Source organism: Mesorhizobium sp. USDA 4413, from assembly GCF_056280365.1.
On record NZ_JBVPRP010000001.1, the window covers coordinates 6,255,691 to 6,280,300 of the forward strand.

A 24,610-nucleotide genomic window follows, 5' to 3' on the forward strand; every position below is an offset into this window, starting at 1 on the left:
GAGATTCCATGGAACCCGTAAATCTTTTCGATCTCGCCACGCGGCAGTCGCAATGGCTGGCCGTGCGCCAGTCGGCGATTGCCTCCAACATCGCCAATGCCAACACGCCGGGCTACACCGCCAACGACGTGGAGCCCTTCGAAAAGGTTCTCGACCGGACCGCGGTGACGCTTGCCGCCACGCAGGCCGGCCATCTCGGCGCCGAAACGGCCAATGCCGGCTTCAACGTCAAGCCCGAGGATCCTGAGGGCGCGATCATGCCGTCGAAGAACACCGTGGTTCTCGAACAGGAGCTGATGAAGGCGGGCGAGGTCCGCCGCTCCTTCGAGCTCAACACGGCGATCGTCAAGGCCTTCCATTCGATGATGACGATGGTGGTGAAGAGCTGACCATGGACGCCCTCACCGCAGCCCTCAAAGTCGCGGCCTCCGGCCTTGGCGCCCAGTCGGAGCGCCTGCGCGTGGTCTCGGAAAACCTCGCCAACGCCCAATCGACCGGCAGCACGCCGGGCGCAGATCCCTACCGCCGCAAGACGATCACCTTCCAGTCCGAGGTCGACCGCGCGACCGGCGGCTCGCTGGTGGAAGTCAGCGCGATCTCCCGCGATCCTTCGGACTTCCCGATCGAATTCCAGCCCGGCAACGAAGCCGCCGACGACAAAGGGTACGTCAAGATGCCCAACGTCAACACGTTGGTCGAAATGGCCGACATGAGCGAGGCGAACCGCTCCTATGAAGCCAACCTGCAGGTCATCAAGCAGGCTCGCGATCTGATTTCCATGACCATCGACCTGATGAGGAACCAGTAATGATCGGCGGTATCGGGGCAATACAATTCAAGACGGCAGTCGATGGAGCGGAGCAGGCTTCACCGGGTCTGCTGCAGGGCGGCATCGGAACGCAGGCAAGCGAAAGCGTCGGCAGCAGCTTCGCCGAAGTCCTCAGCCATGCCGCGACGAAAACGGTCAACACGCTGCAGAACGCCGAGCAGATGTCGATCCAGGCGCTGAAGGGCGATGCAGACACGCGCCAGGTGGTCGATGCGGTGCTGAGCGCCCAGCAGGCGCTGCAGACCACCATCGCGATCCGCGACAAAGTCGTCTCGGCTTATCTCGAAATCAGTCGCATGAGTATCTAGGACCGCGTCATGAAAGCCCTTGCCATCGCTGCCACCGGCATGAACGCTCAGCAGACCAACCTGGAAGTCATCGCCAACAACATCGCCAACATCAACACCACCGGCTACAAGCGGGCGCGGGCCGAATTCTCCGACCTGCTCTACCAGGTCGACCGCACGCAAGGCGTGCCCAACCGCTCCAACACCTCGCTGGTGCCGGAAGGCGTCTCGATCGGTCTTGGCGTCAAGACGACGGCGGTGCGCAACGTTCACACGCAGGGCGAGCTGGCCAGCACCGGCAACAGTTTCGACCTGGCCTTGACCGGCAGGGGCTGGTTCCAGATCCAGGGAGCCGACGGCGGCACGCTTTACTCGCGCGCCGGCGCCTTCAACACCAACGCCACCGGGCAGCTGGTGACCGTCGACGGCGCCGAGGTCATTCCGGCCATCACCGTGCCGACCGACGCGGTCGAAGTCATCGTCAACAAGACCGGCCAGGTCTTTGCTCGCCTGGATGGTCAGACGAACTTGCAGTTGCTCGGCCAGCTTCAGATCGCCAATTTCGCCAACGAGGCGGGCCTGGCCCCGCTCGGCGACAACCTCTTCCAGGAGACGGCTGCCTCAGGCCCGGCCAATGTCGGCGTGCCTGGCGACCCCGGCTTCGCCACGATCCAGCAGGGTTACCTCGAATCCTCCAACGTCGATCCGGTCAAGGAAATCACCGAGCTGATCTCGGCGCAGCGTGCCTACGAAATGAACTCCAAAGTCATCCAGGCCGCCGACGACATGGCCTCGGTGGTCTCCAAGAACATCAGGTAACGGACGATGGCCGCGCCGATCTCCTCCGCACTTCGTCGCGCCGCGCTGGCCACCGTCCTGGTGGCCGCCGGCATGCCGGCTTTCGCGCAGGATACGGCCGGTCAACCGGCAAACCAGATCGCAGCCGGCCAGCCCGCCGGCGAGGCCGTGCTGATCCCGAACCGGGTCATCTATCCCGGCGAGACCATCGAATTTGCCTCGCTCAAGCAGGTAACGCTCATCCCCGGCAAGCACAAGCCCGACGGCATGGCGACGCGCTCCGAGGAGCTTCAGGGCAAGGTCGCCAAGCGCACGCTTCTACCCGGCCGCTACATCCCGGTCACCGCCATCCGCGACGCCTGGCTGGTCGAGCAGGGCGCTTCGGTGCAGGTCTATTTCACCGCCGGCGCGCTGACCATTTCAGCGGCCGGCGTCACGCTGCAGCCTGGTGCTGCCGGCGACCAGATCAAGATTCGCAACATCGACAGCGGCAAGATCATCTCGGGCACGGTGATGGCCGACGGCACCATCAAGGTCGGCGCTTCGTGATGCGCGCCTTTGTCCTTCTGCTGAGCGCCGCCATCGGCCTTCAGCCGGCATTGGCGGATGGGCTGACGCCCAAGGCCAAGCGCGAGCTCGCGCAGAAGAACGGCGGCGTCTACGACGATCCGGAATATGATCCGGCCACGACCCAGCGCATGTTCCGCGTCTCGACCGGCCCAAGCACGCTGCCGCCCGGCCAGGTCGCCGCGCGCATCAAGGATATCGCGCAGTTGCAGAGCGCGCGCGACAACCAGCTCGTCGGCTATGGCCTGGTCATCGGCCTCGCCGGAACCGGCGACAGCCTGCGCAACTCGCCCTTCACGGAACAGTCGATCCGAGCGATGCTGGAGAATCTCGGCATCGCCACCGAGGGCGGCAGCGCGCGCGCCAAGAACGTGGCCGCAGTAATCGTCACCGCCAACATGCCGCCCTTCGTCCAGTCGGGCGCCCGCATCGACATCGACGTCTCCTCGATGGGCGACGCCACCTCGCTCGCCGGCGGCACGCTGGTGATGACGCCGCTGAAGGCAGCCGATGGCGAGATCTATGCCGTCGGGCAGGGCTCGGTGATCGTCGGCGGCTTCGCCGCCCAGGGCCAGGCCGAGCAGTTGACGCAAGGCGTGCCGACCGCCGGCCGCGTGCCCAACGGCGCCATCGTCGAGCGCGCCGTACCGGCCGAGTTCGACGACCAGGGCGTGTTGACGCTGCAGTTGCGCAACCCGGATTTCTCGACCGCCATTCGCATCGCCGACGCCGTCAATGACTATACCTCGCAGCGTTTCGGCATGCGCGTCGCCGCCGAACGCGATGCCCGAACCGTGCAGATCAGGCGGCCGAAGAATGTGTCGGCCGCGCGTTTCTATGCCGAGATCGAGAATCTCGTCGTCGAATCGGACGCCCCTGCCCGCGTCGTCATCGACGAGCGCACCGGCACGATCGTCATCGGCAACAATGTCCGGATCTCGCGCGTGGCAATCAGCCACGGCACGCTCACAGTGCGCATTACCGAAGCGCCGAAAGTGGTCCAGCCGGAACCTTTCTCCAGGGGCCGGACGGCGGTCGAGCCTTTCACCGCCATCGAAGCGAGCCGGCCCGACGCGCGCGTCGCCGTGCTCGACGGTCCCGATCTCGAAACGCTTGTCTCCGGCCTCAATCGTCTGGGTGTGAAGCCCGACGGCATCATCGCCATCCTGCAAGGCATCAAATCGGCCGGCGCCTTGCAGGCCGATCTGGTTCTCCAATAGGCACGCCGATGATCGCGCTTCTTTCCTCGAAAACACGCCGCCCCCTCGTAATGATCGCCGCCACGGCAGCGGCCGCGCTTCTCGGCGGCGCTTCCGTTCGCGCCGAGGACGTTCGGCAGGTCCTGCCCGGCGGGCAGGCCCCGGTCCAGCCGGCCGAACTTACGCGCGAAAAGGAGCCGGTCCAGCCGGCTGCGCTCGCAGGCGGCAAGGCGCCGGACGAAAGCGAGATCCAGCGCTTCTGCTCCAACATTGCGGACGCCGCGCGCGATCGTCGCTACGCTCTTCAGGCCGAGGAATTGAAGCAACTGCAAGCCGGCATCGACGAGCGCATGAAAGCGCTGGAGGCAAAGCGGGCCGAGTACGAGGAATGGCTGAAGCGCCGCGAAGTGTTCCTGGCGCGCGCCGAGGACGGCGTCGTCAAGATCTATGCCGGCATGAAGCCCGACGCCGCCGCCGAACGATTGGCGATGGTGAATGCCGAACTCGCGGCGGCCATCCTGATGAAGCTCGATTCGCGCAAGGCCGGCGTCATCCTGAACGAAATGGACCAGAAGGCGGCGGCGACGCTCACCGGCATCATGGCCAGCGCGGCGCGAAGGGTTGATCCGTCATGAAATCGAAATTGCTCGCCCTGATCGCCCTCGCTACCCTGGCTGGCTGCGGCACCGACCTCAGGGAGGTCGGCAGGGAGCCCGCTTTGTCGCCGGTCGGTTCCGGCATCGATGAAGGCGGTTCCGGTCCCTACAGCTATCCCGAGCCGCCTGCCTCGCGGCCGAAGAAGTTCTCGCTGTGGGACGATCGCCAGAGCCGGCTATTTACCGATCCGCGTGCACTGCGCCCCGGCGACATCCTGACCGTCAATATCAGGCTCAACGACAGGGCCAATTTCAAGAACCAGAACGACCGCAGCCGCACCGCCGCGCGCAAGCTCGGCTACGACGTCACGCTCGGATGGGACGGCAAGAGCACCAGCGGCAAGGGCGACGCCGGCTTGAGCTCCAGCACCGAGACGAACGCCGACGGCGAGATCAAGCGCTCGGAGGACATCGCCCTCAACGTCGCCGCCGTCGTCACCGAGGTGCTGCCCAACGGCAATCTGATGATCAGGGGCTCGCAGGAGGTCCGTGTCAACTATGAGCTTCGTGTGCTGACCATCGCCGGCATGGTTCGTCCGTCCGACATCGGCGCGGAGAACACCATCCCTTATGAGCGCATCGCCGAGGCGCGCATCTCCTATGGCGGCCGAGGCCGTGTGAGCGAGGTCCAGCAGCCGGCCTATGGCCAGCAGGTCCTCGACCAGGTTCTTCCTTTCTAGGGCCGGGAGAGCGCTGCCGTGGCCAATGTCGAGCAGGTCCAGCCCAAGAAGGGACCTTCCCTGGTGATCCAGCTCGCCATGCTCTTGGTCGTGACGGGCGCGGCCGTCGGCATGGGCTGGCTTGCCGGCGGCTATCTCAAGCAAGGCGAAACGCCGGCGCCGGTGCCGGCGGCGCCGGAAAACGCCGGCACCGCGGAAAAACGGTCCGAGAGCGGCAAGGCGGCCACCGGGCCGGCGCTGGTGCAGCTGGCGCCGATCACCACCAATCTCGCCTCGCCGTCGGAAGTCTGGATCCGGTTGGAGGCATCGGTGTTATACGATGCTCCGCAGCCGCCGGAAATGACCGAGCAGATTCATCAGGATCTGCTCGCATTCGTGCGAACGCTGAAGCTGCACCAGATCGAAGGCGCCAGCGGCTACCAGCATCTCAAGGCCGATCTCGATGAGCGCGCGGCGCTGCGCAGCGGTGGCCACGTCAAACAGGTTCTCGTCAGGACGATGCTGCTCGAATGAGAAAATTCCTCATAGCCACGGCGCTCATCGTCGTTACCACGTCCGTCGCCGCGGCCCAGCAGCTCGATCTCGGCGGCATCGGCAAGGCCGACGGCACGACCGTCGGTTACCTGATCCAGATGTTCGGCCTGCTCACCGTGCTTTCAGTGGCGCCGGGCCTCTTGATCATGGTGACGAGCTTCACCCGCTTCGTCATCGCCTTCTCGATCCTGCGCGCCGGCATCGGCTTGCAATCGACTCCGGCAAACCTGATCCTGATCTCGCTGTCGCTGTTCATGACCTTCTACGTCATGGCGCCGACCTTCGACCAGGCGTGGAACACCGGCGTGAAACCCCTGATGGACAACCAGATTACGCAGGCCGAGGCGTTCGAGAAGATCTCCGGCCCGTTCCGCGACTTCATGCTGCACAATGTCCGCGACAAGGATTTCGATCTCTTCGCCGACCTGGCCCGTGAGCGCGGCCAGACCGTGTCGCGCGAGACCGTCGACCTGCGGATCCTGGTACCGGCTTTCATGATCTCCGAGATCCGGCGCGGCTTCGAGATCGGCTTTCTCATCGTGCTGCCCTTCCTCGTCATCGACCTCATCGTCGCCACCGTCACCATGGCCATGGGCATGATGATGCTGCCGCCGACCGTGGTATCGCTGCCGTTCAAGATCCTGTTCTTCGTTTTGATCGACGGCTGGAACCTTTTGGTCGGCAGCCTGGTGCGATCCTTCACCTGACGCGCCCGGGACAGGTGTCGAAACGCCGTCCCCGTTCCGTTCGAATTTTAAGCAGAATATTTTCGATTAACCGTCCGATTTAGCTCTTTGGTAGGGACTTGCCGCCATAGTCGCTCGCAGATGGCGGGTGACCCAGCTGAGCGGTCATTGGCATGATGCCGCACCGTCATACCGGACAAGCCGGTATGTAAAAAAAAATCCGTGTAAAAATAGGTACGAGTAGCCATGGCCAGTATCATGACCAACAGCGCTGCGTTGACCGCGCTGCAGAGCCTCAACAACACCCAGAACCAGCTCCAGACCACCCAGACCCGCATCTCCACCGGTTACCGCGTCTCGCAGGCTTCGGACAACGCCGCCTATTGGTCGATCGCCACCACGATGCGTTCCGACAACCAGGCCATGTCCACCGTTTCGGACGCCCTCGGCCTCGGCGCCTCGAAGGTTGACACCGCCTATACCGGCATGGATAGCGCGATCACGACGATCAACCAGATCCAGCAGAAGCTGACCGCTTCCTACGGCCAGACGGATGCTTCCAAGGAAAAGACCCAGGTCGAAATCAAGGCCCTTCAGGATCAGCTGAAGGCCTATGCCGACGGCGCCACCTTCTCCGGCACCAACATGCTGTCGGTGTCGACGGCTTCGGGCACGGCGGCGGACGTCAAGATCGTTTCGGCCTTCAACCGCAGCGCCACCGGCGCGGTTTCGATCTCGACGATCGACGTCAACGTGGAAAGCATCAAGCTCTATGATTCGGGCGCCGCCCCGACCTCGAAGGGCATCCTCGATGCGGCTCGCCTCGGCACCACCGGCGCCACGACCGCCACGGCTCAGAACCCGACCCTGGGTGCAGCTCCGGCAGCCGGCGATACCTACTCGGTTGCCAGCATGGCTATCTTCTCGGGCGGCACCGCTGCCAGCGACGCTCAGATCCAGCAGATGATGAACGTCGTCGATGCCGCGCTGAAGGACATGACGAACGCCGCCACCAAGCTCGGCGCCGCCAAGAGCTCGATCGACCTGCAGAAGACCTTCACCTCGAGCCTGATGGACTCCATCGATCGCGGCGTCGGCCAGCTCGTCGATGCCGACATGAACAAGGAATCGACCCGCCTCCAGGCACTGCAGGTGCAGCAGCAGCTCGGCGTCCAGGCGCTGTCGATCGCCAACGGCTCGTCGCAGTCGATCCTGTCGCTCTTCCGCGGCTGATCGCTCTATACTGACCAGGCCAAAGCATCGGGCCGCGCCAAAAGCGCGGCCCGATTTGCGTTTGCTCAAGGCCCGCGCAATCTTCGTTTCTTAACTTCTCGAAAGCCCACTTTTAACAGGCCATTAACCATATCGCGCTAGGTATGGTTAACCAATGACTTACGACAGGTTGCCGACTCGGCCCCGACCGGCGCGATCGCAACCGATGGGCAGGTCGAGACCCGGCCTGTGTGGCATGCCGGCTTTTGAGAAGGAGCGAGTTTCTTGGCGAGCATCATGACAAACGCTGCGGCGTTGACTGCACTTCAAAGCCTCAACGCCACCAACAAATCGCTCGAGCAGACGCAGGCCCGGATCTCGACCGGCTACCGGGTCTCCGAGGCCTCGGACAACGCCGCCTACTGGTCGATCGCCACCACCATGCGCTCCGACAACTCGGCGCTGTCGACGGTGCAGGACGCGCTCGGCCTCGGCGCCTCGAAGGTCGACACCGCCTATACCGGCATGAACAACGTCCTTTCGACGATCGGCCAGATCAAGACCAAGCTTCTGTCGGCCGTCGGCCAGTCGGATGCCAACAAGGCCAAGACGCAGACCGAAATCACCGCGCTTCAGGCGCAGATGAAATCCTTCGCCGACGCCGCCACCTTCTCCGGCTCGAATTATCTTTCGGTGACGTCCAAGCAGGTCGCGACCGCCAATGACGGCGTCCAGCCCGACGCCCAGATCGTCTCTTCCTTCAATCGCTCCTCGTCCGGCGCCATCTCGCTCGGCACCATCGACATCAATGTCGAAAGCACCAAGCTGTTCGATTCCGGCCTCTCCACGGCCGTCAAGAACCAGGGCATCCTCGACCGCAAGACGTCGATCTATTCCACCGCTGCGGACCAGGCGGCATACGATGCCGCTTATGCGGCCTCGATCGCCGCCGGCAACACCGACATCGCCGCCAACACCGCAGGCCAGGGCGCGGTGACGGGCACGCCCGTCAAGATCGACAACGTCTCCGCCTTCAATCTCGACATCACGGCGGCGGGCGTGACCGACGATATCATCACGCAGATGGTCACCAAGATCGACAACGTCATGAGTCAGCTTACCGACGCCGCCACCGTGCTCGGCGCCGCCAAGAGTTCGATCGACCTGCAGAAGACCTTCACCCAGAGCCTGATGGACTCAATCGACCGCGGCGTCGGCCAGCTCGTCGATGCCGACATGAACAAGGAATCGACGCGCCTGCAGGCGCTCCAGGTCCAGCAGCAACTCGGCATTCAGTCCCTGTCGATCGCCAACAGCTCCTCGCAGTCGATCCTGCAGCTGTTCAAGAACGGCTAAGCCGCTTGAGCACTATCGACCGATGAAAGGCCGCGCCTGAAGCGCGGCCTTTTGCGATGGCGGGAAGAAAATAACCGTTCAACACTTAGCAGGCCCCTCGGCCGCGCGCCTATCATCCTCGCACAAGCTTCGCGGTCTAGTCTTCCGGCGGACAGTCATGCTGGGAGCGGTTGAATCGTGCCGGAACAGATCCAGAGCATCATCGCGAATTTGAAGAGCTTCGGCGTGAGGCGTCTGGCGCTCATGGGCGGCATCGCGGCTCTGGTCATGGCCGTCATCGGCATCGGGTCCGTCTACCTCAACCGTCCGGCCTATGAGACGCTCTATGTCGGTCTCGAGCGTTCCGACGTCAACCAGATCGGCCTGGTGCTGGCCGATGCCGGCATCAGCTTCGATGTCGGCTCCGACGGAACCTCGGTGCTGGTGCCGGCCGGCACCACCGCGCAGGCGCGCATGCTGCTTGCCGAGAAAGGCCTGCCGACCAGCGCCAATGCCGGCTACGAGCTGTTCGACAATGTCGGCTCGCTCGGCCTCACCTCCTTCATGCAGCAGATCACCCGCGTCCGCGCGCTGGAGGGCGAGATCGCGCGCACCATCCGGTCGATTTCCGGCGTCAAGGCGGCGCGTGTCCACATCGTCATGTCTGAGCGCGCCAATTTCCGCCGCGACGAGCAGCAGCCCTCCGCCTCTGTGGTCATCCGCTATGCCGGCAACGATGCCGAGAAAAGCGCCATGTCGATCCGCCACCTCGTCGCCGCGGCCGTTCCGGGCCTCTCGGCCGACAAGGTCACGGTGCTCGATTCCAACGGCAACCTTTTGGCCGCCGGCGACGACCCGTCCAACACGAGCGCCGCGCGCACGCTCGGCATCGAGCAGACGGTCGAGGCCCAGATCGGCGACAACATCCGCCGCGCGCTCACCCCTTATCTCGGCCCGGACAATTTCCGCGCCAGCGTCAAGGCGGACGTCAACACCGACAGTCGCCAAACCGAGGAGACGATCTTCGATCCGAACTCGCGCGTCGAGCGTTCGGTGCAATCGGTGAAGACCAACGAGGCGAGCAACCAGAAGCAGGCGTCGACCCCGACCAGCGTCGAGCAGAACCTGCCCGAGACGCAGACGACGACCACGGAGGGACCGCAATCCTCCTCGCAGAACGATCGCAAGGAAGAGATTACTAACTACGAGATCAACTCGAAGAAGATCGCGACCGTTTCGAACGGTTACACGGTCAACAAGATGTCGATCGCGGTCGTCGTCAACCAGGATCGCCTGAAGACCATCCTCGGCAAGGACGCTACCCCGGAGCAGATTGCCAAGCGCGTCGCCGACATCCAGAAGATGGTCGCCTCGGCGACCGGCTTCGACGACAAGCGCGGCGACATCATCGACGTGTCTGCGGTCGAGTTCATCAACGGCCTCGACGGCGAGCCGATCGACCAGCCGGGTATCCTCGCCGCGATCGGCACCTATACCGGCACGCTGATCAATGCCGGCGCCTTCATCGTCGTCGTTTTCCTGGTTGCCTTCTTCGGCCTGAAGCCGATGGCTGCCGCGCTGACGGCGTCGTCGAAGCCCGCGGCCATTGCCGGCCCGAGCTTCGACGATGTGCAGCGTTCCTTGCCGACGCCCGACGCGCCAATCGCCGCGATCGCCGCCGAAACTCCGGCCGGCGCGCTCCCCGGCGCACGCGCCGGCGCAACCCCGCTCGACGACCTGCGCCAGAAAATCCGGCCGGCGCCGCAGGAGCGGCTTGCCCGCATGGTCGACCTCAACGAGGAACGCACCGCGCAGATCCTGCGCAAATGGGCGGCCGCCCCGGAAGCCGTGGGTTAGGCCATGGCTTCCGCAGCCCTTTTCGATCTCCTGCCCGATTTCGGATCGCGGACTCCGCATGCCGGCCAGCCGCCGAAGGATCGCGGCGACGTCCAGCATATGCCGGCCGCGCCGGCGCCGCAGGCCGATATCGGCGCGCTGATCGCCGAAGCGGTGGCCGACGCAGAGGCGGCGCTCGAGGCACGCCTTGCGCTTTCCCACCAAGCGGCGCTCGATGCCGAGCGCCAGGCCAATGACGAAGCGGCGAAAGCTTTCCTTGAAAGCTTCGGCGGCGATCTCGGCGCGGCCGTCGCCACGCGCATCGAAGCCATGGAGCAGCGTGTTGCCGAGCTTGCCGGCGCGACCGTTGCCCGCATCGTCGGCGGCTTTCTCAGTGACGACCTGCAGCAACGTTCCCTGCAGGCCCTTTCGCAAGCCATCAGCGCCGCGGTCGCCGACAGCGAGGCCGTGCGTATCGGTGTCCGGGGGCCGCTCTCGCTGTTCGAGCCGCTGAAGGTGGCGCTCGGGTCCCGCGCCGCCAATCTCGACTTCACCGAGGCGCCGGGCTTCGACCTGACCGTCACCATCAACGAAACGGTGTTCGAGACGCGTATCGCCGAGTGGTCGGCGTGCTTGTCGGAGGTCCTGTCATGAGCGCCGTCGACCATGCCAACCCTCGCCACGAGATCATCATCGTCAAGCGCAATCACGACGGTCATGACGACGGTCACCACGGTGGCGTGTGGAAGATCGCCTTCGCCGACTTCATGACGGCGATGATGTGCTTCTTCCTCGTCATGTGGCTGATCAACGCCGCCAATGAGCAGACCAAGGCAGCCGTCGCCAGCTATTTCAATCCGGTCGAGCTGATCGACCGCAACTCCAGCCGCAAGGGCCTGGAAGACCTGGGCGACGGCCCGAGCAAGGTCGGGCTGACCGCGGACAACCCGCAGCAGGGCGCGACCAAGGCCGGCGATGACGGCAAAGGCGGCGCCGGCTCCTCCGAACGCCGCCAGACGAAGGACGGGGCGCAGGATGCCCAGCTCTCCGATGAGAAGCTGTTTGCCGATCCCTATGCTGTGCTGGCGGAGATCGCCGCCGATACGGGAGTGATGCAGAACGTCAGCGCCAAGGGCGAAGGCGGCGCCCAGACGGCCGGTCCGGCGACCGGCGCCTCCGGCGGCGAATCCTACCGCGATCCGTTCGCGCCGGATTTCTGGTCGCAGCAGGTGGCGGCGCCCGATGCCGAGGCAACCGCCGAGCGCGCCAAGATCGACGGTGATCCGGCCAAGCCCGGCGAGAAAATCGCCACCGCCGCGGCGCCGAAGGTAAAGGCCGTTCCGGCGGCGCCTCTGCTGACGGCCGCGCCGCTCGAACCGCTGGCAGCCGCGGAAAAGGCCTACGCCAAGAGTGGGCAAAAAGCCGCGCAGGGCGAGTCCGAGAAGCCATCGAGTGAAGGCAACAAGACCGACAAGGGCGGGAAAGCCGAAACCGACAAGCGCGAGACCGCGGCCGACGTCGTTAAGGCCGAGGCGGCGAAGGCGGAAAAGATCGAAGAAGAGCAGACCGCCGACAAGGGCGACAAGATGCCGAGCAAAGCCGCCCTCCAGGAGGCGGCGGACATCAAGAAGGAACTCGCCAAGGCATTCCTGCCCGGCGAGAAGCTCGCCGACGGCGTCTCGGTCGAGGCCACCGACAAGGGTATCGTGATTTCGATCACCGACCAGCTCGACTTCGGCATGTTCGAGATCGGCTCGGCCATGCCGCGCCGCGAGCTGGTGCTGGCGATGGAAAAGATCGGCCACATCATCAACCAGAAGAAGGGCACCATTACCATTAGCGGCCACACCGACGCGCGGCCGTTCCGCAGCGACACTTACGACAACTGGCGGCTATCCACCGCGCGCGCCCATTCGGCCTACTACATGCTGGTGCGCGGCGGCGTCGACGAAAGCCGCATCACCGAGGTTGCCGGCTTCGCCGACCGGCAGCCCAAGATCGCTTCCGACCCGATGGCGGCCGCGAACCGGCGCATCGAAATCCTGATGACGGCCGGCGGATGAAGGGCAGGAGCGTCATCGGCGGTACGATAGCGCTGCTATTGCTCGCGGCAGGGTCGCCCTCGGTCGCCTCCGCGCAGGAGGCGCTGCAGCCCTATCAGCTGGTGCGTTCGCTGCAGCTGATCCAGGACCGAATTGCCGGCGGCGATCATGCCGCGCTGCCGATGCAGGCGAAGCTGCTCGAAATGATCGACGCCCGGATGCGGGATGCCAATGCCGAGGACTTTAAGGAACCGAAGAACTTTCGCGCCTTGCTGGTCTATGGCATGAGCGGCGGCAATCCGGTGACGGTCGCGGCGGCGACTTCGCGCGCGATGACCGACCCGCAAAGCCTGGCCATCGCCAAGGGCGTGGTCGCCTATCTGAACGGCCGGCCCGCCGAGGCCATCGAAACGCTGAAGCCGATCGATCCGATGAGCGTGCCCGCCGACATCGGCGCCTTCCTGGCGCTGGTCAAGGGCTCGCTGCTTGCAAGCGATGATCCTGTCCAGGCGCTCACCCTGCTCGACGAAGCGCGCCTGCTCAGCCCCGGCACCCTGGTCGAGGAGGCTGCACTCCGCCGCTCCGTCGGCATCGCGGCCGCGCAGGGCGACGCCGCCCGTTTCGTGCTGGCTTCGACCCAGTATGTCGCGTCCTACCTCTATTCGCCCTACGCCAGCCAGTTCGCCGATGCCTTTGTGTCCGGCGTCATCACGCTGCACATGGCGATCAGCCAGGACAAGATCGCCGACATCACCTCGATGATGGATCCCGAGCGCGAGAAGGTGATCTACCTGCGCATCGCGCGCTACGCCGCGATCGACGGCATGACGGAGCTCTCGGCTTTCGCCTCGGCCAAGGCGGAGCTGGGCCGCGACGGCAACGGCAACCAGGACGACCCGCGTACCCAGCTCTATTCGAGCCTCTCGACCATGACGTCGGCCAATGTCGATGAGGTGCTTGCCAAGCTCGGCAAAATCGATCGCCGAAAGCTTTCGCAGGGCGACCGCGACCTGCTCGACGCCGCACAGGCTGTCGCAGGCGAAGTGACGGCGCCGGTGAAAGCGACCGCCAATGCTGAAGCCGTACCGAAAACGCCTGCAAAAGATGACAAGGCGAAATCCGCGGCTGAGGCCTCTGCCGATCCGGCCAATGCGGACTTGCCTCCGGTGGAAGGAGCGATGCCCGACCCGGTCGCGGCAAGCGACCCGGTCGCGGAGGCGCCCGCGGCTTCGCCGTCCCCCGCCCCGCAGCCGGCGCAAGCATCGGCCGAAACGCCGGCGTCCGCTCCGGCAAAGGCTGACGCCGCGCCGGTGGTGCAGGCATCCGCGCCGGCGAGAACGGCTGATGCGCAAGACCCGATCGATGCGGCGGTGACCAGCACGCGCCGTCAACTCGACCAGATCGACCAACTGCTCGGAGCAGCTCCCAAATGACCAGCGTCAGCCAGACCTTGCCGGGCCTTGCTTCGACCCAGTCCCAGCCCCGGCAGCAAGCCGCGGGCGGTAAGGACAACGACCAGAATTTCGGCGAAATGGTTCAAGGAACGGAAAAGCCCGATCGGCTGCGGGACAAGCCTGCGACCGGGCCGGTATTGCCGGACACGCATCCGGCAAGGCGTTTATCGGTCAACAAGCACGATCAGGAGCCGGACCACGACCCGCGGGATAAAACCGGCTCGCAGAAAGCAACGGCGGGAAAATCCGCGAAGACCACCGCCCGGACCGATGAGGCGAAGTCGACGGCGGACAAAGGTCCCACGGCGCAAGCCGACGATTCCGGACCGCTGCAGGATCGCCTGCCATTGCTGATGGCGCTGAGCGACATGAAGCATTTCGCACAGTCGGGTGCCGGCGGCAAGGATTCCTCCCGCGGTGAAGATGGCGCCGGCGAGCACGGATCGCTTGAATTGCCGCTGCGCCCGGGCAAGCGAGCGGCGGTCGACGGTTCCGGCGGGCCGCAGTCGCTATCCGGCCGTTCGGGGGCTGAAGGTCACGGGCCTGACTTCGGGCAGAACCCGGTGAAGGCGGACGTGGCTCTCGACATGCCGGGCCATGGCGATGCCAAAATCCTATCGACGCAAGGGAACGAACCGCAGGCCGACGGCACGGTACCGCTGCAAGGCTGGCGGCCGGCTTCCGTCTCCAAGGCCTCGCTGCAATCGCAGTCGGCCACACAGCAGACGCCGGGCAAGCCTTCCGCCGCACGCTCGGAAGTCATCAGCCAGCAGAGCTTCCCGGCGCCGCCGCAAAACCCGATCAGCCAGACGGGATCGGCACTGGTTGAGGCCCTTGCCTCCGACAAGGGCGCTCAGCAGGCCTTCGCAAGCGCCTCGGCAGGCTCGCGGACGGCCAATTCTGTTGCCGTTCCGACACACGTGCTGAAGATCGAACTCCACCCTTCGGAGCTCGGATCGGTCACCGCCAGCCTGCGGCTCTCGGGCGAGCAACTTTCGATTGAGATGAAGCCCCAGACACACGAGGCGTACCGCCGTCTCACCGCCGACAGCGATGCCATCGTCAAATCCATGCGCAGCCTCGGCTTCGACGTCGACAAGGTTACGATCCTGCAACCTTCGATAGCAGCCCATGCAGCCAGCCGCACCGACGCGACGAGCGCCATGCCGATGTCGGCAGGCCGCGACCAGCCTTCGTTCCAGCCCGGGAACTCGGGCGGCAACGGCGCGGGCGGCGACCGGCAACCGGGAAGGAACGAAGGCAATGGCGCACAGGAATTCGCTCGTGCCGCTTCGCCTCATCGCGAGCGCGCTGGCGACGATATGTATATCTAGTTTCGCCGTCGGCGCGGCCAGCGCCGCCGCCAATCCTTGCGAGCCGGAGATCCTGCGCGCCGCCGACCGCTACGGCGTGCCGGCCGGCATCCTTTACGCGGTCGGCCTGACCGAGACCGGGAAGAAGGGCAGCCTTCAGCCTAACGCCATGAATATAGAAGGAAAAGCTGTGTTTCCGCGCAGCCGCAGCGAGGCGCTTGCCACGTTCGAGAATGCCCGTCGCGAGGGCAAGACACTGATAGATCTCGGCTGCATGCAGATCAACCATCGCTATCACGGCGCCCAGTTCCGCAGCGTCGAGGACATGCTCGACCCGCACCAGAATGTCGACTACGCGGCCCGCTTCCTGGCGAGCCTGCATGCCAGGCACATGACCTGGTCGATGGCCGTCGCCCGCTATCATGCCGGCCCCGACAACGACCCGGCGCAGAAGGTCTATGTCTGCCGCGTCATCGCCAACATGATCGCCACCGGCTTTGGCAAATGGACGCCGAACGCCAGCGCCTTCTGCAATCAATAGTTGCTTATGTTCAAACGCGCTCGACGCCGCCGGCATACGCTCCGGGGCCAATATCGCCAGCTGGCAGTCCGGGGCGAATACACCTGCACGGCCGCCTTTATTACGACCTCCAAAAAACTCCCAAGAAAATAGCTACAAGAAATGATGGTTTTTCAGGATTCGCCGAGCCGGGTACCCCTTTCCGCACGGGGCAAGTGAATTTGATTCGGAGGGCGGGCCGATGATCGTGATCGTTGACGAGCGAGAGCTCGTGACAGAGGGCTACTCTTCACTTTTCGATCGCGAGGGAGTGGCCACGGCCGGCTTCGCGCCAGGCGAATTCGGCGAATGGGTGAGTTCCGCCGCCGACACCGATCTCAGGTCCGTCAGGGCCTTTCTCATTGGCGACTGCCGCGAGGGCGCGATATCGCCGCGCCAGATCCGCGACCGCACCGGCGCACCAGTGATCGCGCTCAGCGAACAGCACTCGCTCGAACATACGCTGCGGCTGTTCGAAAGCGGCGTCGACGATGTCGTCCGCAAGCCTGTCCACATCCGCGAGATTCTCGCCCGCATCACCGCCATCCGCCGCCGCGGCTCCGAAGAAGCCGCCTACACTGAAGTCGGCTCGATGCGCATCTTCATGGACGGCCGCGATCCGGAGATCGACGGCGAGCCGCTGCCGCTGCCGCGGCGCGAGCGGCGCATCCTGGAATATCTGGCCAGCAACCGCGGCCGGCGCGTGACCAAGACGCAGGTCTTCAACGCCATCTACGGCATCTTCGACGAAGAGGTCGAGGAGAACGTGGTGGAGAGCCACATCTCGAAGCTGCGCAAGAAGCTGCGTGAAAAGCTCGGCCACGACCCGATCGATTCCAAGAGGTTCCTCGGCTACCGGCTGGTGTTTTGATGGCCGCCCCAGAGCATGATCCTGAAAAGTGGGAACCGGTTTTCGGACAAAGATCATGCTCCAACAAAGAGTTTGGGCGTGATGGCGATTCAACGAAACGCGATCACGCCCAAGGCTCGTCCCGCGCCAGCCTCGCGCAAGACACGAGGCATAGTTTCATGGCCTCCTACCCAGGCACTGCGGAGATCCATCGATGAGCCTCTACGGAATGATGCGGACCGGCGTTTCCGGTATGAACGCGCAGGCCAACCGCCTCTCCGCGGTGGCCGACAACATCGCCAACTCCGACACCACCGGCTACAAGCGCTCTTCGGCCGAGTTCTCTTCCCTGATCATGCCGGGCACCGGGGGCGCCTATAATTCCGGCGGCGTGACCACCACGATCCGTTCGGCCATCAGCACGCAAGGTGTCATGACCTACACCACGTCGGTGTCCGACCTTGCCGTCAACGGCGACGGCTTCTTCGTCGTCCAGGATGCCAGCGGCACGCCCTATCTCACCCGCGCCGGCTCCTTCGTCCCGGATGCGCAAGGCCGGCTGGTTAATGCCGCCGGCTACCAGCTCATGGCCTACAGCTACGCCAATGGCGATCCGGCCGCGACCGCCAACGGCTTCGAAGGCCTCGTGCCGGTGCAGATCTCCGACCAGGAAATGACGGCGACGCCAAGCACGGAAGGCATCTTCAGCGGCAATCTGCCGGCAGGCGCTACTCCGGTCGCGGCCGGCAGCCTGCCCTCCACCAACAGCGCTTCGGCCCAGTACACGTCGAAGACCTCGCTGGTCGCATATGACAATCTCGGCAACAAGAAGCTGCTCGACGTCTATTTCACCAACACCGGCGCCGGCACCTGGGAAGTCTCGGTCTTCGATCAGTCGAAGGCGACGCCCGGCACCTCCTTTCCCTACACCGGCGGCGCACTGGCATCGACGAACCTCACCTTCGATACCACCACGGGCAAGCTCACCGGCGCAACCGACAGCATCTCCTTTACCGTTCCGGGCGGTCAGACCCTCAACCTCGATCTCTCCAAGGTGACCCAGCTCGGCACCGGCTTCACCGTCGCCGACGCCAAGGTCAACGGCAACGCGCCGAGCTCCATCCAGAAGGTCCAGATCGGCCAGGACGGCGTCATCTACGCGCAGTTCGCGGACGGCTCGACCAAGGCGCTTTACAAGATCCCGCTGGCCGACGTTCAGAGCCCCGACAACCTCACCGCTATGCCCGGCAACGTCTATGTGGAGAGCACCGACTCCGGCGCCGTCCATATCGGCTTCGCCAACGAGGGCAAGCTCGGCTCCATCGTCTCCGGCGCGCTTGAAAACTCCAATGTCGATATCGCCGAGGAACTGACCAACATGATTGCGGCGCAGCGCAGCTACACCGCCAATTCCAAGGTCTTCCAGACCGGTTCGGACCTGATGGACGTCCTCGTCAACCTGAAGAGATAAACGACGGGCGCCGCCCGTGAAAGATCAGCATGTCGCTTTCCTCCGCACTAAGCATTGCCCAGTCGGCGCTTCTGGCCACGTCCAAGCAAACCAGCGTCGTGTCGCGCAATGTCGCCGATGCGTCGAATCCGGACTACACCCGCCGCATCGCCGTGGTGACCAGCACGGCGCCCGGCGCCAGGGCGGTGGAAATCCAGCGCGCCGCCAATGATCTCCTGTTCCGGCAGAACCTCTCTGCGCTGTCGGCATGGAGCGGCCAGAGCGCGCTTTACGACGGCATGGACCAGCTCGATCTGTCGGTCAACGGGGTCGACAACGCGTCGTCCCCCTCCACCGCGATCGCCAACCTGCAGAAAGCCCTGCAGCTCTACGCCACCACGCCGTCGAACCAGAACCTCGGCACCAGCGTCGTCGACGCCGCCAAGCAAGTGGTGAATTCGCTGAACAGCGGCACTCAGGCGATCCAGGATTTCCGCACTCAGGCGGACAGCCAGATCGCCACCGCCGTCGACGATCTCAACTCGCTCCTCAGCCAGTTCCAGGACGCCAACAAGGCGGTCATCTTGGGCACCCGTTCCGGCACCGACGTCTCCGACGCGCTCGACCAGCGCGACGCTCTCCTGAAGAAGATATCGGAATATGTCCCGGTCTCGACCTTCACGCGCGGCGACAACGACATGGTCATCACCACCAAGGACGGCACGACGCTGTTCGAGACCGTGCCGCGCTCGGTGACCTTCACGCCGTCGTCAGGCTATTCGGCCGGCACGCCCGGCAACACCATCTATATCGACAACGTGCCGGTCTCGGCCGGCGCCGGCGACAACACCACCGCCGACGGCAAGCTTGCGGGCCTTCTGAAGCTGCGCGACGGTGTCGCCTCAACCATGCAGAGCCAGCTCGACGAAATCGCGCGCGGCCTTGTCACGGCATTTGCCGAAACCTCGTCGTCGCAGCCCAATGCGACCGGCCTGTTCACATGGCCGGGCGCACCGGCGATTCCGGCCGCCGGCACGCTGGTCGACGGCCTCGCCGGCAGGATTAGCGTCAACGCCGCCTTCGATCCGAGCGCCGGCGGCAACCCCGCGCTGTTGCGCGACGGCGGCGCCAACGGCGCGGCCTATGTGGCCAACAGCGGCGGCGGCGCATCCTATGCGGACCTTCTGATCGGTTACTCCAGCAAGCTCGATCAGCCGATGGCCTTCGACAGCTCGGCCGGCATCACCGTCAGCTCCGGCGTCTCGGACTATGCGGCCAATGCCATCGGCTGGTTCGAAGGCGTACGCCAGCAGGCTTCGACCAATGCCGATAGCAAGCAAGCGCTGGCGGCGCGCACGGCCGAGGCGCTGTCCAACGACACCGGGGTCAATGTCGACCAGGAGATGTCCCTGCTCCTCGACCTCGAGCACACCTATCAAGCCTCGGCGCATATGATGAAGACGGTAAGCGACATGCTGGACGCCCTGATGAGCGCGGTGGGATAATTCATGAAAGCGACAGGCGTTTCCTCAGCTGCCATTTCCAACGCGCTGCGCTACCAGCAGGCGAAGATGCAGGCGGACCTCGTTAAGGCGACGAAGGAATCGCAGACCGGCACGGTCGCCGATGTCGGCCTGGCGCTTGGCAGCCGCACGACCCAGGCCGTCACCTTCCAGCGCGATCTCGACCGGCTGAACGGCATCGTCGATTCCAACGCGCTCGTCTCGGCACGCCTGACATCGACCCAGGATTCGCTCGGTCAGATCGCCGAAACCGCCCAGAGCTTCCTGTCGGCGCTGACCAGCGGCGTCTCGGGCGACTCCTCGACCAGCATCCTGCAAACCGCCGGCGCCTCGGCGCTGCAGCAGATGACGGGCATCCTCAACACCAGCGTCAACGGCGAATATCTGTTTGCCGGAACCAACACCGACGTCAAGCCGATCGACGACTTCAACGCCGCCGGCTCGCCGGCCAAGGCTGCTTTCGATGCCGCCTTTTCGAGTTATTTCGGCTTTGCCCAGACAGACCCGGCGGCGGCCAACATCACCGCCGCGCAGATGGACGACTTCATCACCACCAAGATCGAGCCGCAATTCCTTGGCGCCGGCTGGCAGGCCAACTGGTCGAGCGCTACCGACGACCAGATCACCAGCCGCATCTCGCTCAACGAGACCACCCAGACCTCGGTCAGTGCCAACGAGCAAGGCATCCGCAAGCTCGCCATGGCCGCTGCCATGGTCAGCAGCCTGGTCAACGGCAACATCAGCGAAGACGCCCAGAACGCCGTCGTCAGCCGCGCCCAGACGCTGGTCGGCGAAGCCATCGGCGGCATCACCCAGATACGGGCCCAGACAGGCATTGCCCAGCAGCGCGTGTCCGATGCCAGCGACCGCATGAAGACCCAGGTCGATCTCTTCGAGAAGCACATCGTCGACCTCGAGGGTGTCGATCCCTCGGAGGCCGCGACCCGCGTCGCCGACCTGACGCAGCATATCGAGACGTCCTTCGCCTTGACCGCGCGTCTGCAGCAGCTCAGCCTGCTCAACTATCTGACTTGAACACGTAAACCGGAACGCCAGAGCGCCGACCATGTATCAATTCTCCTACGCGGACATCCAGACCGACTCCGTCGCCGATGCCAAGGACCGGGAGCGGCAGCTGCTCACCCGCTCGATCGACATGCTGGCAGCGGCAGCGGCCGTCGGCGCCGATTCGATGGAGGCGGTCGAGGCGCTGCATTTCACCAACCGCGTCTGGACCACCTTCGTCGAGGATCTCGGCTCCAGCGACAACGCTTTGCCCAAGGAGCTGCGCGCCAACCTGATCTCCATCGGATTGTGGCTGCTGCGCGAAACGGAGGACATCCGCCAGGGCCGCACCAACAATTTCGAAGGATTGATCGAGGTCTCCCAGATCATCCGAGACGGCATCCAATGACCAACACGCTGAAGATCTCGCTGAAGCCCAACGAGAAGATCTACATCAACGGCGCGGTCATCCGCGTCGACCGCAAGGTCACCATCGAGCTGATGAACGATGTGCAGTTCCTGCTCGAAAGCCACGTCATCCAGGCCGACCAGGCCTCGACGCCGCTCAGGCAGCTTTACTTCATAGTGCAGATCATGCTGATCAACCCGGCGGGCGCCGCCGAGGCGCGCGACATGTTCCGCCGCTCGCTGCCGATGCTGATCGCAAGCTTCGACAACCAGGACATCTGCAACAGCCTGAAGCAGATCGACCGCATGGTCGGCGAGGACGAGATCTATGAGGCGCTGAAGGCGATCCGCGCGCTCTATCCGCTCGAGCGCAGGGCGCTCGACGGCAATGACGACATTCCCGAAACGCCGCGCGCACTGGCTGTAGGAGCATAAGATGGCTGTCGACATGACGACAACGATCCCGGTTGGCGCCAACCAGGCCAGCCAGCAGACGTCGAAGACGGCGGTGGACTACCAGTCGTTCCTGAAGCTGCTCATCGCCGAGATGAAGAACCAGGATCCGACCAAGCCGATGGATTCCACGCAATATGTCGCCCAGCTCGCGACCTTCTCCCAGGTCGAGCAGTCGGTGCAGACCAACACCAAGCTCGACCAGATCATGCAGTCCTCGGCCTTGTCGCAGGCCGACGCGCTGATCGGCCGCTCGATTACCTCGGCCGACGGCAAGACCACTGGCACGGTGGCTTCGGTGACGCTCTCCAGCAGCGGCCTGATCGCCGTGCTGCAGGACGGAACCCAGGTCCCGGTCGGCGCTGGCGTGTCGATCAAGCCGGCCGCCTAACGGGTTCTCGCAGGGGCCGCCGATGAACGAGGCCGATGCCCTCGATATCGTCCAATACGCCGTGTGGACGGTTCTCACCGCGTCCGCCCCCGTGGTGCTCGTGGCGATGGTGGTCGGCATCGGCATCGCGCTCATCCAGGCGCTGACCCAGATCCAGGAAATCACGCTCACCTTCGTGCCGAAGATCGTCGCCATCATGCTGGTGGTGGCGCTGACCGGCCCATTCATCGGCAGCCAGATCTCCGCCTTCACCAACGTCATCTTCGAGCGTATCGAACACGGCTTCTGACGCCTCCTCGGCGTGGCGCTCGGGCTTTGCATGAGCAGCAAGACGACAGGCCTGGCCGAGGTTGAAGGCGCGAAAAAGCGAAATTTTGGTCCAGACCGGCAATATGCTTGGTTTAAAGCTTCGCCGACGCATTTTCGCCTTTGCCATCCTGTTGTTGGGTCGCACTCTTTGGCGAGTCGCCCGCCTCTCCGGGTACGGCGAGCCTCTATAGCGGACGAAAGCGCAATCATGATCGACGACGAGCCGGAAAGCGAACGCGTCTCCGCGCTGGCGCCGTTCCGGCATGGCATCTTCCGCGCCGTCTGGTCGGCCAGCCTGGTGTCGAATTTCGGTGGCCTGATCCAGGGCGTCGGCGCCGCCTGGATGATGACCACGATCGCCACCTCGCCCTACCAGGTGGCGCTGGTCCAGTCCTCGACGACCTTGCCGATCATGCTGTTCGCGCTCGTCGCCGGCGCCATCGCCGACAGCTTCAACCGCCGCAAGGTGATGCTGGTGGCGCAGACCTTCATGCTGGTCGTCTCGGCGCTGCTGACCTTGTTCACCTGGCAAGGCTGGATGACGCCCTGGACGCTGCTTGCCTTCACCTTCCTGATCGACAGCGGCACGGCGCTGAACAGCCCGTCATGGCAGGCCTCGGTCGGCGACATGGTGCCGCGCGCCAAGGTGCCGGCGGCGGTCGCGCTCAATTCGCTGGGCTTCAACATCACCCGCAGCGTTGGCCCGGCCATCGGCGGCGTCATCGTTGCCGCGGCGGGTGCCGCCGCCGCCTTCGCCGCCAATGCGGTCAGCTATATTGGCCTGATCGTCGTGCTCGCCCGCTGGAAGCCGGCGCTGCCCGAGCAAACCCTGCCGCGCGAGTCGCTGGGTGCGGCGATGGGCGCCGGCCTGCGCTATGTCGCCATGTCGCCCAACATCGCCAAGGTGCTGGTCCGCGGTTCCGCCTTCGGCTTCAGCGCCGGCGCGGTGCTGGCGCTTCTCCCGCTGGTGGCGCGGGACGTCGTCAAGGGCGATGCGCTGACCTATGGCATTATGCTCGGCGCCTTCGGCATCGGCGCCGTCGGCGGCGCGCTGATCAGCGTGCGGCTCAGGCAGCTGCTGTCGAGCGAGGTAATGGTGCGCATGGCCTTTTGCGGCTTCGCGCTCTGCGCCCTCAACGCCGCCGTCAGCCACAATGGCTGGCAGACGTCCGCGGGCCTGCTCATCGGCGGCGCCTGCTGGGTGATCGCGCTCTCGCATTTCAACGTGACCGTGCAGATGTCGACGCCGCGCTGGGTGGTTGGCCGTGTGCTGTCGATCTACCAGACGGCGACCTTCGGCGGCATCGCGCTGGGCAGCTGGATCTGGGGCGTCGTCGCCGACGCGCATGGCGCCGAGATTGCGCTGATCGCGGCGGCGATCGCCATGCTTGCCGGCGCGGCCATCGGTTTCGTCCTGCCATTGCCGAAGCAGACGGTCCTCAATCTCGATCCGCTCAACCGCTTCAAGGAGCCGATGCTGGCGCTCGACCTCAAGCCGCGCAGCGGTCCGATCGCCATTATGATCGAGTACATCATCCGCGAGGAGGACGTGCCGGAATTCCTGGCGACCATGGCGGAGCGCGGCCGCATCCGCCGCCGGGACGGCGCCCGCAACTGGACTTTGGCACGCGACCTCGAAAATCCGTCGGTGTGGATCGAGCACTATCACACGCCGACCTGGGTCGAGTATATCCGTCACAACCGGCGCGCCACTCACGCCGACGCCGTGGTCGGCGAACGCATCCGGGCGCTGCACAGCGGCGAGAACCCGCCGCGCGTACGCCGTATGATCGAGCGCCCGACCACCGCGGGCACGACGCTTGTCTCGCCGAAGGGTCCGATCGAGCATTAAGGACTTTCCGGGATCAGCCGGCGCTCTGGATCATGTAGAGCTTGCGCGTGGTCTCGTGAATGCGCCACTCGCCTTTCCATCCCTGCGGCAGCACGAGCAGGTCGCCCGGCCCCAGCGCGCGCATCTCGCCATCGGCGCGGCTGACCTCGACGCGGCCGGAGATGATGTGACAGATCTCCGATGAGTTCGTGCGGTCGGCGGTGAAACGGCCGGGCGTGCATTCCCAGATGCCAATGTCGATGGTCCCATCGGGCGACCGGAAGAACGAGCGCACGGCCTCGACCTGATTGCCTTCGATCGATGTCGGCTTGGGCGAGAAGGCGCCGATATCAGCCTTGGCGAGGTCGTGGAAAGTCGAAAGGTCGATCAAGTCGGGCTCCAT

The 24,610-nt window shown here is 64.7% G+C and carries 28 protein-coding genes; 27 read left to right on the forward strand and 1 reads right to left on the reverse strand.

Annotation, left to right across the window (positions count from 1 at the left end; all coding sequences use genetic code 11):
• The first annotated feature begins 8 nt into the window (after positions 1-8).
• The 27 genes from flgB to ACVMIM_RS30530 all read left to right on the forward strand — a co-directional run bounded on the left by flgB (position 9) and on the right by ACVMIM_RS30530 (position 24,228).
• Positions 9-389, forward strand: coding sequence for a flagellar basal body rod protein FlgB (gene flgB / locus ACVMIM_RS30400; RefSeq protein WP_040997106.1), 381 nt, complete (start codon positions 9-11; stop codon positions 387-389).
• A gap of 2 nt (positions 390-391) precedes the next feature.
• Complete coding sequence (gene flgC / locus ACVMIM_RS30405; RefSeq protein WP_040997108.1) at positions 392-808, forward strand: flagellar basal body rod protein FlgC; 417 nt, start codon at positions 392-394, stop codon at positions 806-808.
• Positions 808-1,137, forward strand: a complete 330-nt coding sequence (gene fliE / locus ACVMIM_RS30410) for a flagellar hook-basal body complex protein FliE (protein WP_040997110.1) — start codon at positions 808-810, stop codon at positions 1,135-1,137. The genes flgC and fliE overlap by 1 nt, the downstream gene beginning before the upstream one ends.
• Before the next feature lie 9 nt (positions 1,138-1,146).
• Positions 1,147-1,935: a flagellar basal-body rod protein FlgG gene (flgG, locus tag ACVMIM_RS30415; protein WP_040997112.1), complete on the forward strand. Its 789-nt coding sequence runs from the start codon at positions 1,147-1,149 to the stop codon at positions 1,933-1,935.
• Between the two features lie 6 nt (positions 1,936-1,941).
• Positions 1,942-2,463, forward strand: coding sequence for a flagellar basal body P-ring formation chaperone FlgA (gene flgA, locus ACVMIM_RS30420; RefSeq protein WP_476116509.1), 522 nt, complete (start codon positions 1,942-1,944; stop codon positions 2,461-2,463).
• 149 nt (positions 2,464-2,612) lie between these two features.
• Positions 2,613-3,701, forward strand: a complete 1,089-nt coding sequence (locus tag ACVMIM_RS30425; protein ID WP_278049519.1) for a flagellar basal body P-ring protein FlgI — start codon at positions 2,613-2,615, stop codon at positions 3,699-3,701.
• An 8-nt stretch (positions 3,702-3,709) separates the two neighbouring features.
• Positions 3,710-4,315 (forward strand): MotE family protein, encoded by a 606-nt coding sequence (locus ACVMIM_RS30430; RefSeq protein WP_476116511.1) that lies wholly within the window; start codon positions 3,710-3,712, stop codon positions 4,313-4,315.
• Positions 4,312-5,016 carry a flagellar basal body L-ring protein FlgH gene (gene flgH, locus ACVMIM_RS30435; protein WP_476116513.1) on the forward strand — a complete coding sequence of 235 codons (705 nt, stop codon included), beginning with the start codon at positions 4,312-4,314 and terminating at the stop codon, positions 5,014-5,016. The genes ACVMIM_RS30430 and flgH overlap by 4 nt, the downstream gene beginning before the upstream one ends.
• 18 nt (positions 5,017-5,034) lie before the next feature.
• Positions 5,035-5,529: a flagellar basal body-associated FliL family protein gene (locus ACVMIM_RS30440; protein ID WP_476116515.1), complete on the forward strand. Its 495-nt coding sequence runs from the start codon at positions 5,035-5,037 to the stop codon at positions 5,527-5,529.
• Positions 5,526-6,257: a flagellar type III secretion system pore protein FliP gene (gene fliP, locus ACVMIM_RS30445; protein WP_040997123.1), complete on the forward strand. Its 732-nt coding sequence runs from the start codon at positions 5,526-5,528 to the stop codon at positions 6,255-6,257. The genes ACVMIM_RS30440 and fliP overlap by 4 nt, the downstream gene beginning before the upstream one ends.
• 225 nt (positions 6,258-6,482) lie before the next feature.
• The gene (locus ACVMIM_RS30450) at positions 6,483-7,469 is read left to right on the forward strand and encodes a flagellin N-terminal helical domain-containing protein (RefSeq protein ID WP_040997124.1); all 987 of its coding nucleotides are present in this window, start codon (positions 6,483-6,485) and stop codon (positions 7,467-7,469) included.
• A gap of 264 nt (positions 7,470-7,733) precedes the next feature.
• Positions 7,734-8,804, forward strand: a complete 1,071-nt coding sequence (locus ACVMIM_RS30455; RefSeq protein WP_040997125.1) for a flagellin N-terminal helical domain-containing protein — start codon at positions 7,734-7,736, stop codon at positions 8,802-8,804.
• Between the two features lie 177 nt (positions 8,805-8,981).
• The gene (gene fliF / locus ACVMIM_RS30460) at positions 8,982-10,640 is read left to right on the forward strand and encodes a flagellar basal-body MS-ring/collar protein FliF (RefSeq protein ID WP_476116517.1); all 1,659 of its coding nucleotides are present in this window, start codon (positions 8,982-8,984) and stop codon (positions 10,638-10,640) included.
• 3 nt (positions 10,641-10,643) lie between these two features.
• On the forward strand, positions 10,644-11,273 hold the full coding sequence (locus ACVMIM_RS30465) for a hypothetical protein (protein WP_476116519.1): 630 nt from the start codon (positions 10,644-10,646) through the stop codon (positions 11,271-11,273).
• Positions 11,270-12,682: a MotB family protein gene (locus tag ACVMIM_RS30470; RefSeq protein ID WP_476116521.1), complete on the forward strand. Its 1,413-nt coding sequence runs from the start codon at positions 11,270-11,272 to the stop codon at positions 12,680-12,682. Before ACVMIM_RS30465 ends, ACVMIM_RS30470 begins: the two co-directional genes overlap by 4 nt.
• Positions 12,679-14,094 carry a chemotaxis protein MotC gene (locus ACVMIM_RS30475; protein WP_476116523.1) on the forward strand — a complete coding sequence of 472 codons (1,416 nt, stop codon included), beginning with the start codon at positions 12,679-12,681 and terminating at the stop codon, positions 14,092-14,094. Before ACVMIM_RS30470 ends, ACVMIM_RS30475 begins: the two co-directional genes overlap by 4 nt.
• Positions 14,091-15,449: a flagellar hook-length control protein FliK gene (fliK, locus tag ACVMIM_RS30480; RefSeq protein WP_476116524.1), complete on the forward strand. Its 1,359-nt coding sequence runs from the start codon at positions 14,091-14,093 to the stop codon at positions 15,447-15,449. Before ACVMIM_RS30475 ends, fliK begins: the two co-directional genes overlap by 4 nt.
• Positions 15,379-15,969 carry a transglycosylase SLT domain-containing protein gene (locus ACVMIM_RS30485; protein WP_476116526.1) on the forward strand — a complete coding sequence of 197 codons (591 nt, stop codon included), beginning with the start codon at positions 15,379-15,381 and terminating at the stop codon, positions 15,967-15,969. The genes fliK and ACVMIM_RS30485 overlap by 71 nt, the downstream gene beginning before the upstream one ends.
• Positions 15,970-16,189: 220 nt before the next feature.
• A complete protein-coding gene (locus ACVMIM_RS30490; protein WP_040997130.1) occupies positions 16,190-16,858 on the forward strand; it encodes a response regulator transcription factor in 669 nt (222 codons plus the stop codon).
• Between the two features lie 193 nt (positions 16,859-17,051).
• Positions 17,052-18,308, forward strand: coding sequence for a flagellar hook protein FlgE (locus ACVMIM_RS30495; RefSeq protein WP_040997131.1), 1,257 nt, complete (start codon positions 17,052-17,054; stop codon positions 18,306-18,308).
• A 29-nt stretch (positions 18,309-18,337) separates the two neighbouring features.
• Positions 18,338-19,792 carry a flagellar hook-associated protein FlgK gene (gene flgK / locus ACVMIM_RS30500; RefSeq protein ID WP_476116527.1) on the forward strand — a complete coding sequence of 485 codons (1,455 nt, stop codon included), beginning with the start codon at positions 18,338-18,340 and terminating at the stop codon, positions 19,790-19,792.
• 3 nt (positions 19,793-19,795) lie between these two features.
• Entirely contained in the window at positions 19,796-20,845 is a 1,050-nt protein-coding gene (locus tag ACVMIM_RS30505; RefSeq protein ID WP_476116529.1) for a flagellar hook-associated family protein, read from the forward strand.
• A gap of 31 nt (positions 20,846-20,876) precedes the next feature.
• On the forward strand, positions 20,877-21,224 hold the full coding sequence (gene flaF / locus ACVMIM_RS30510; RefSeq protein ID WP_040997134.1) for a flagellar biosynthesis regulator FlaF: 348 nt from the start codon (positions 20,877-20,879) through the stop codon (positions 21,222-21,224).
• Positions 21,221-21,658: a flagellar biosynthesis repressor FlbT gene (flbT, locus tag ACVMIM_RS30515; RefSeq protein WP_278049191.1), complete on the forward strand. Its 438-nt coding sequence runs from the start codon at positions 21,221-21,223 to the stop codon at positions 21,656-21,658. Before flaF ends, flbT begins: the two co-directional genes overlap by 4 nt.
• A gap of 1 nt (position 21,659) precedes the next feature.
• Positions 21,660-22,067 carry a flagellar hook assembly protein FlgD gene (flgD, locus tag ACVMIM_RS30520; RefSeq protein ID WP_027165132.1) on the forward strand — a complete coding sequence of 136 codons (408 nt, stop codon included), beginning with the start codon at positions 21,660-21,662 and terminating at the stop codon, positions 22,065-22,067.
• Between the two features lie 22 nt (positions 22,068-22,089).
• Positions 22,090-22,356 carry a flagellar biosynthesis protein FliQ gene (gene fliQ, locus ACVMIM_RS30525; protein ID WP_040989996.1) on the forward strand — a complete coding sequence of 89 codons (267 nt, stop codon included), beginning with the start codon at positions 22,090-22,092 and terminating at the stop codon, positions 22,354-22,356.
• Positions 22,357-22,584: 228 nt separating this feature from the next.
• Positions 22,585-24,228: an MFS transporter gene (locus tag ACVMIM_RS30530; protein WP_278049187.1), complete on the forward strand. Its 1,644-nt coding sequence runs from the start codon at positions 22,585-22,587 to the stop codon at positions 24,226-24,228.
• 13 nt (positions 24,229-24,241) lie between these two features.
• Here ACVMIM_RS30530 and ACVMIM_RS30535 read toward each other — a convergent pair whose 3' ends face one another.
• Positions 24,242-24,610, reverse strand: a complete 369-nt coding sequence (locus ACVMIM_RS30535) for a cupin domain-containing protein (RefSeq protein WP_476116533.1) — start codon at positions 24,608-24,610, stop codon at positions 24,242-24,244.

Bases quoted from the DNA above. Each gene is read 5' to 3' on its own strand.
- ACVMIM_RS30535 (WP_476116533.1), bottom strand. From the start codon at position 24,610: ATGGAGCCCGACTTGATCGACCTTTCGACTTTCCACGACCTCGCCAAG.
- ACVMIM_RS30430 (WP_476116511.1), top strand. From the start codon at position 3,710: ATGATCGCGCTTCTTTCCTCGAAAACACGCCGCCCCCTCGTAATGATC.
- ACVMIM_RS30470 (WP_476116521.1), top strand. From the start codon at position 11,270: ATGAGCGCCGTCGACCATGCCAACCCTCGCCACGAGATCATCATCGTC.
- ACVMIM_RS30495 (WP_040997131.1), top strand. From the start codon at position 17,052: ATGAGCCTCTACGGAATGATGCGGACCGGCGTTTCCGGTATGAACGCG.
- ACVMIM_RS30475 (WP_476116523.1), top strand. From the start codon at position 12,679: ATGAAGGGCAGGAGCGTCATCGGCGGTACGATAGCGCTGCTATTGCTC.
- ACVMIM_RS30450 (WP_040997124.1), top strand. From the start codon at position 6,483: ATGGCCAGTATCATGACCAACAGCGCTGCGTTGACCGCGCTGCAGAGC.
- fliQ (WP_040989996.1), top strand. From the start codon at position 22,090: ATGAACGAGGCCGATGCCCTCGATATCGTCCAATACGCCGTGTGGACG.
- fliE (WP_040997110.1), top strand. From the start codon at position 808: ATGATCGGCGGTATCGGGGCAATACAATTCAAGACGGCAGTCGATGGA.
- ACVMIM_RS30505 (WP_476116529.1), top strand. From the start codon at position 19,796: ATGAAAGCGACAGGCGTTTCCTCAGCTGCCATTTCCAACGCGCTGCGC.
- flgK (WP_476116527.1), top strand. From the start codon at position 18,338: ATGTCGCTTTCCTCCGCACTAAGCATTGCCCAGTCGGCGCTTCTGGCC.
- flgH (WP_476116513.1), top strand. From the start codon at position 4,312: ATGAAATCGAAATTGCTCGCCCTGATCGCCCTCGCTACCCTGGCTGGC.
- flaF (WP_040997134.1), top strand. From the start codon at position 20,877: ATGTATCAATTCTCCTACGCGGACATCCAGACCGACTCCGTCGCCGAT.
- flgB (WP_040997106.1), top strand. From the start codon at position 9: ATGGAACCCGTAAATCTTTTCGATCTCGCCACGCGGCAGTCGCAATGG.
- fliP (WP_040997123.1), top strand. From the start codon at position 5,526: ATGAGAAAATTCCTCATAGCCACGGCGCTCATCGTCGTTACCACGTCC.
- flgA (WP_476116509.1), top strand. From the start codon at position 1,942: ATGGCCGCGCCGATCTCCTCCGCACTTCGTCGCGCCGCGCTGGCCACC.
- ACVMIM_RS30490 (WP_040997130.1), top strand. From the start codon at position 16,190: ATGATCGTGATCGTTGACGAGCGAGAGCTCGTGACAGAGGGCTACTCT.
- flgC (WP_040997108.1), top strand. From the start codon at position 392: ATGGACGCCCTCACCGCAGCCCTCAAAGTCGCGGCCTCCGGCCTTGGC.
- ACVMIM_RS30485 (WP_476116526.1), top strand. From the start codon at position 15,379: ATGGCGCACAGGAATTCGCTCGTGCCGCTTCGCCTCATCGCGAGCGCG.
- ACVMIM_RS30465 (WP_476116519.1), top strand. From the start codon at position 10,644: ATGGCTTCCGCAGCCCTTTTCGATCTCCTGCCCGATTTCGGATCGCGG.
- ACVMIM_RS30530 (WP_278049187.1), top strand. From the start codon at position 22,585: ATGATCGACGACGAGCCGGAAAGCGAACGCGTCTCCGCGCTGGCGCCG.
- flbT (WP_278049191.1), top strand. From the start codon at position 21,221: ATGACCAACACGCTGAAGATCTCGCTGAAGCCCAACGAGAAGATCTAC.
- flgD (WP_027165132.1), top strand. From the start codon at position 21,660: ATGGCTGTCGACATGACGACAACGATCCCGGTTGGCGCCAACCAGGCC.
- flgG (WP_040997112.1), top strand. From the start codon at position 1,147: ATGAAAGCCCTTGCCATCGCTGCCACCGGCATGAACGCTCAGCAGACC.
- fliK (WP_476116524.1), top strand. From the start codon at position 14,091: ATGACCAGCGTCAGCCAGACCTTGCCGGGCCTTGCTTCGACCCAGTCC.
- ACVMIM_RS30425 (WP_278049519.1), top strand. From the start codon at position 2,613: ATGTTCCGCGTCTCGACCGGCCCAAGCACGCTGCCGCCCGGCCAGGTC.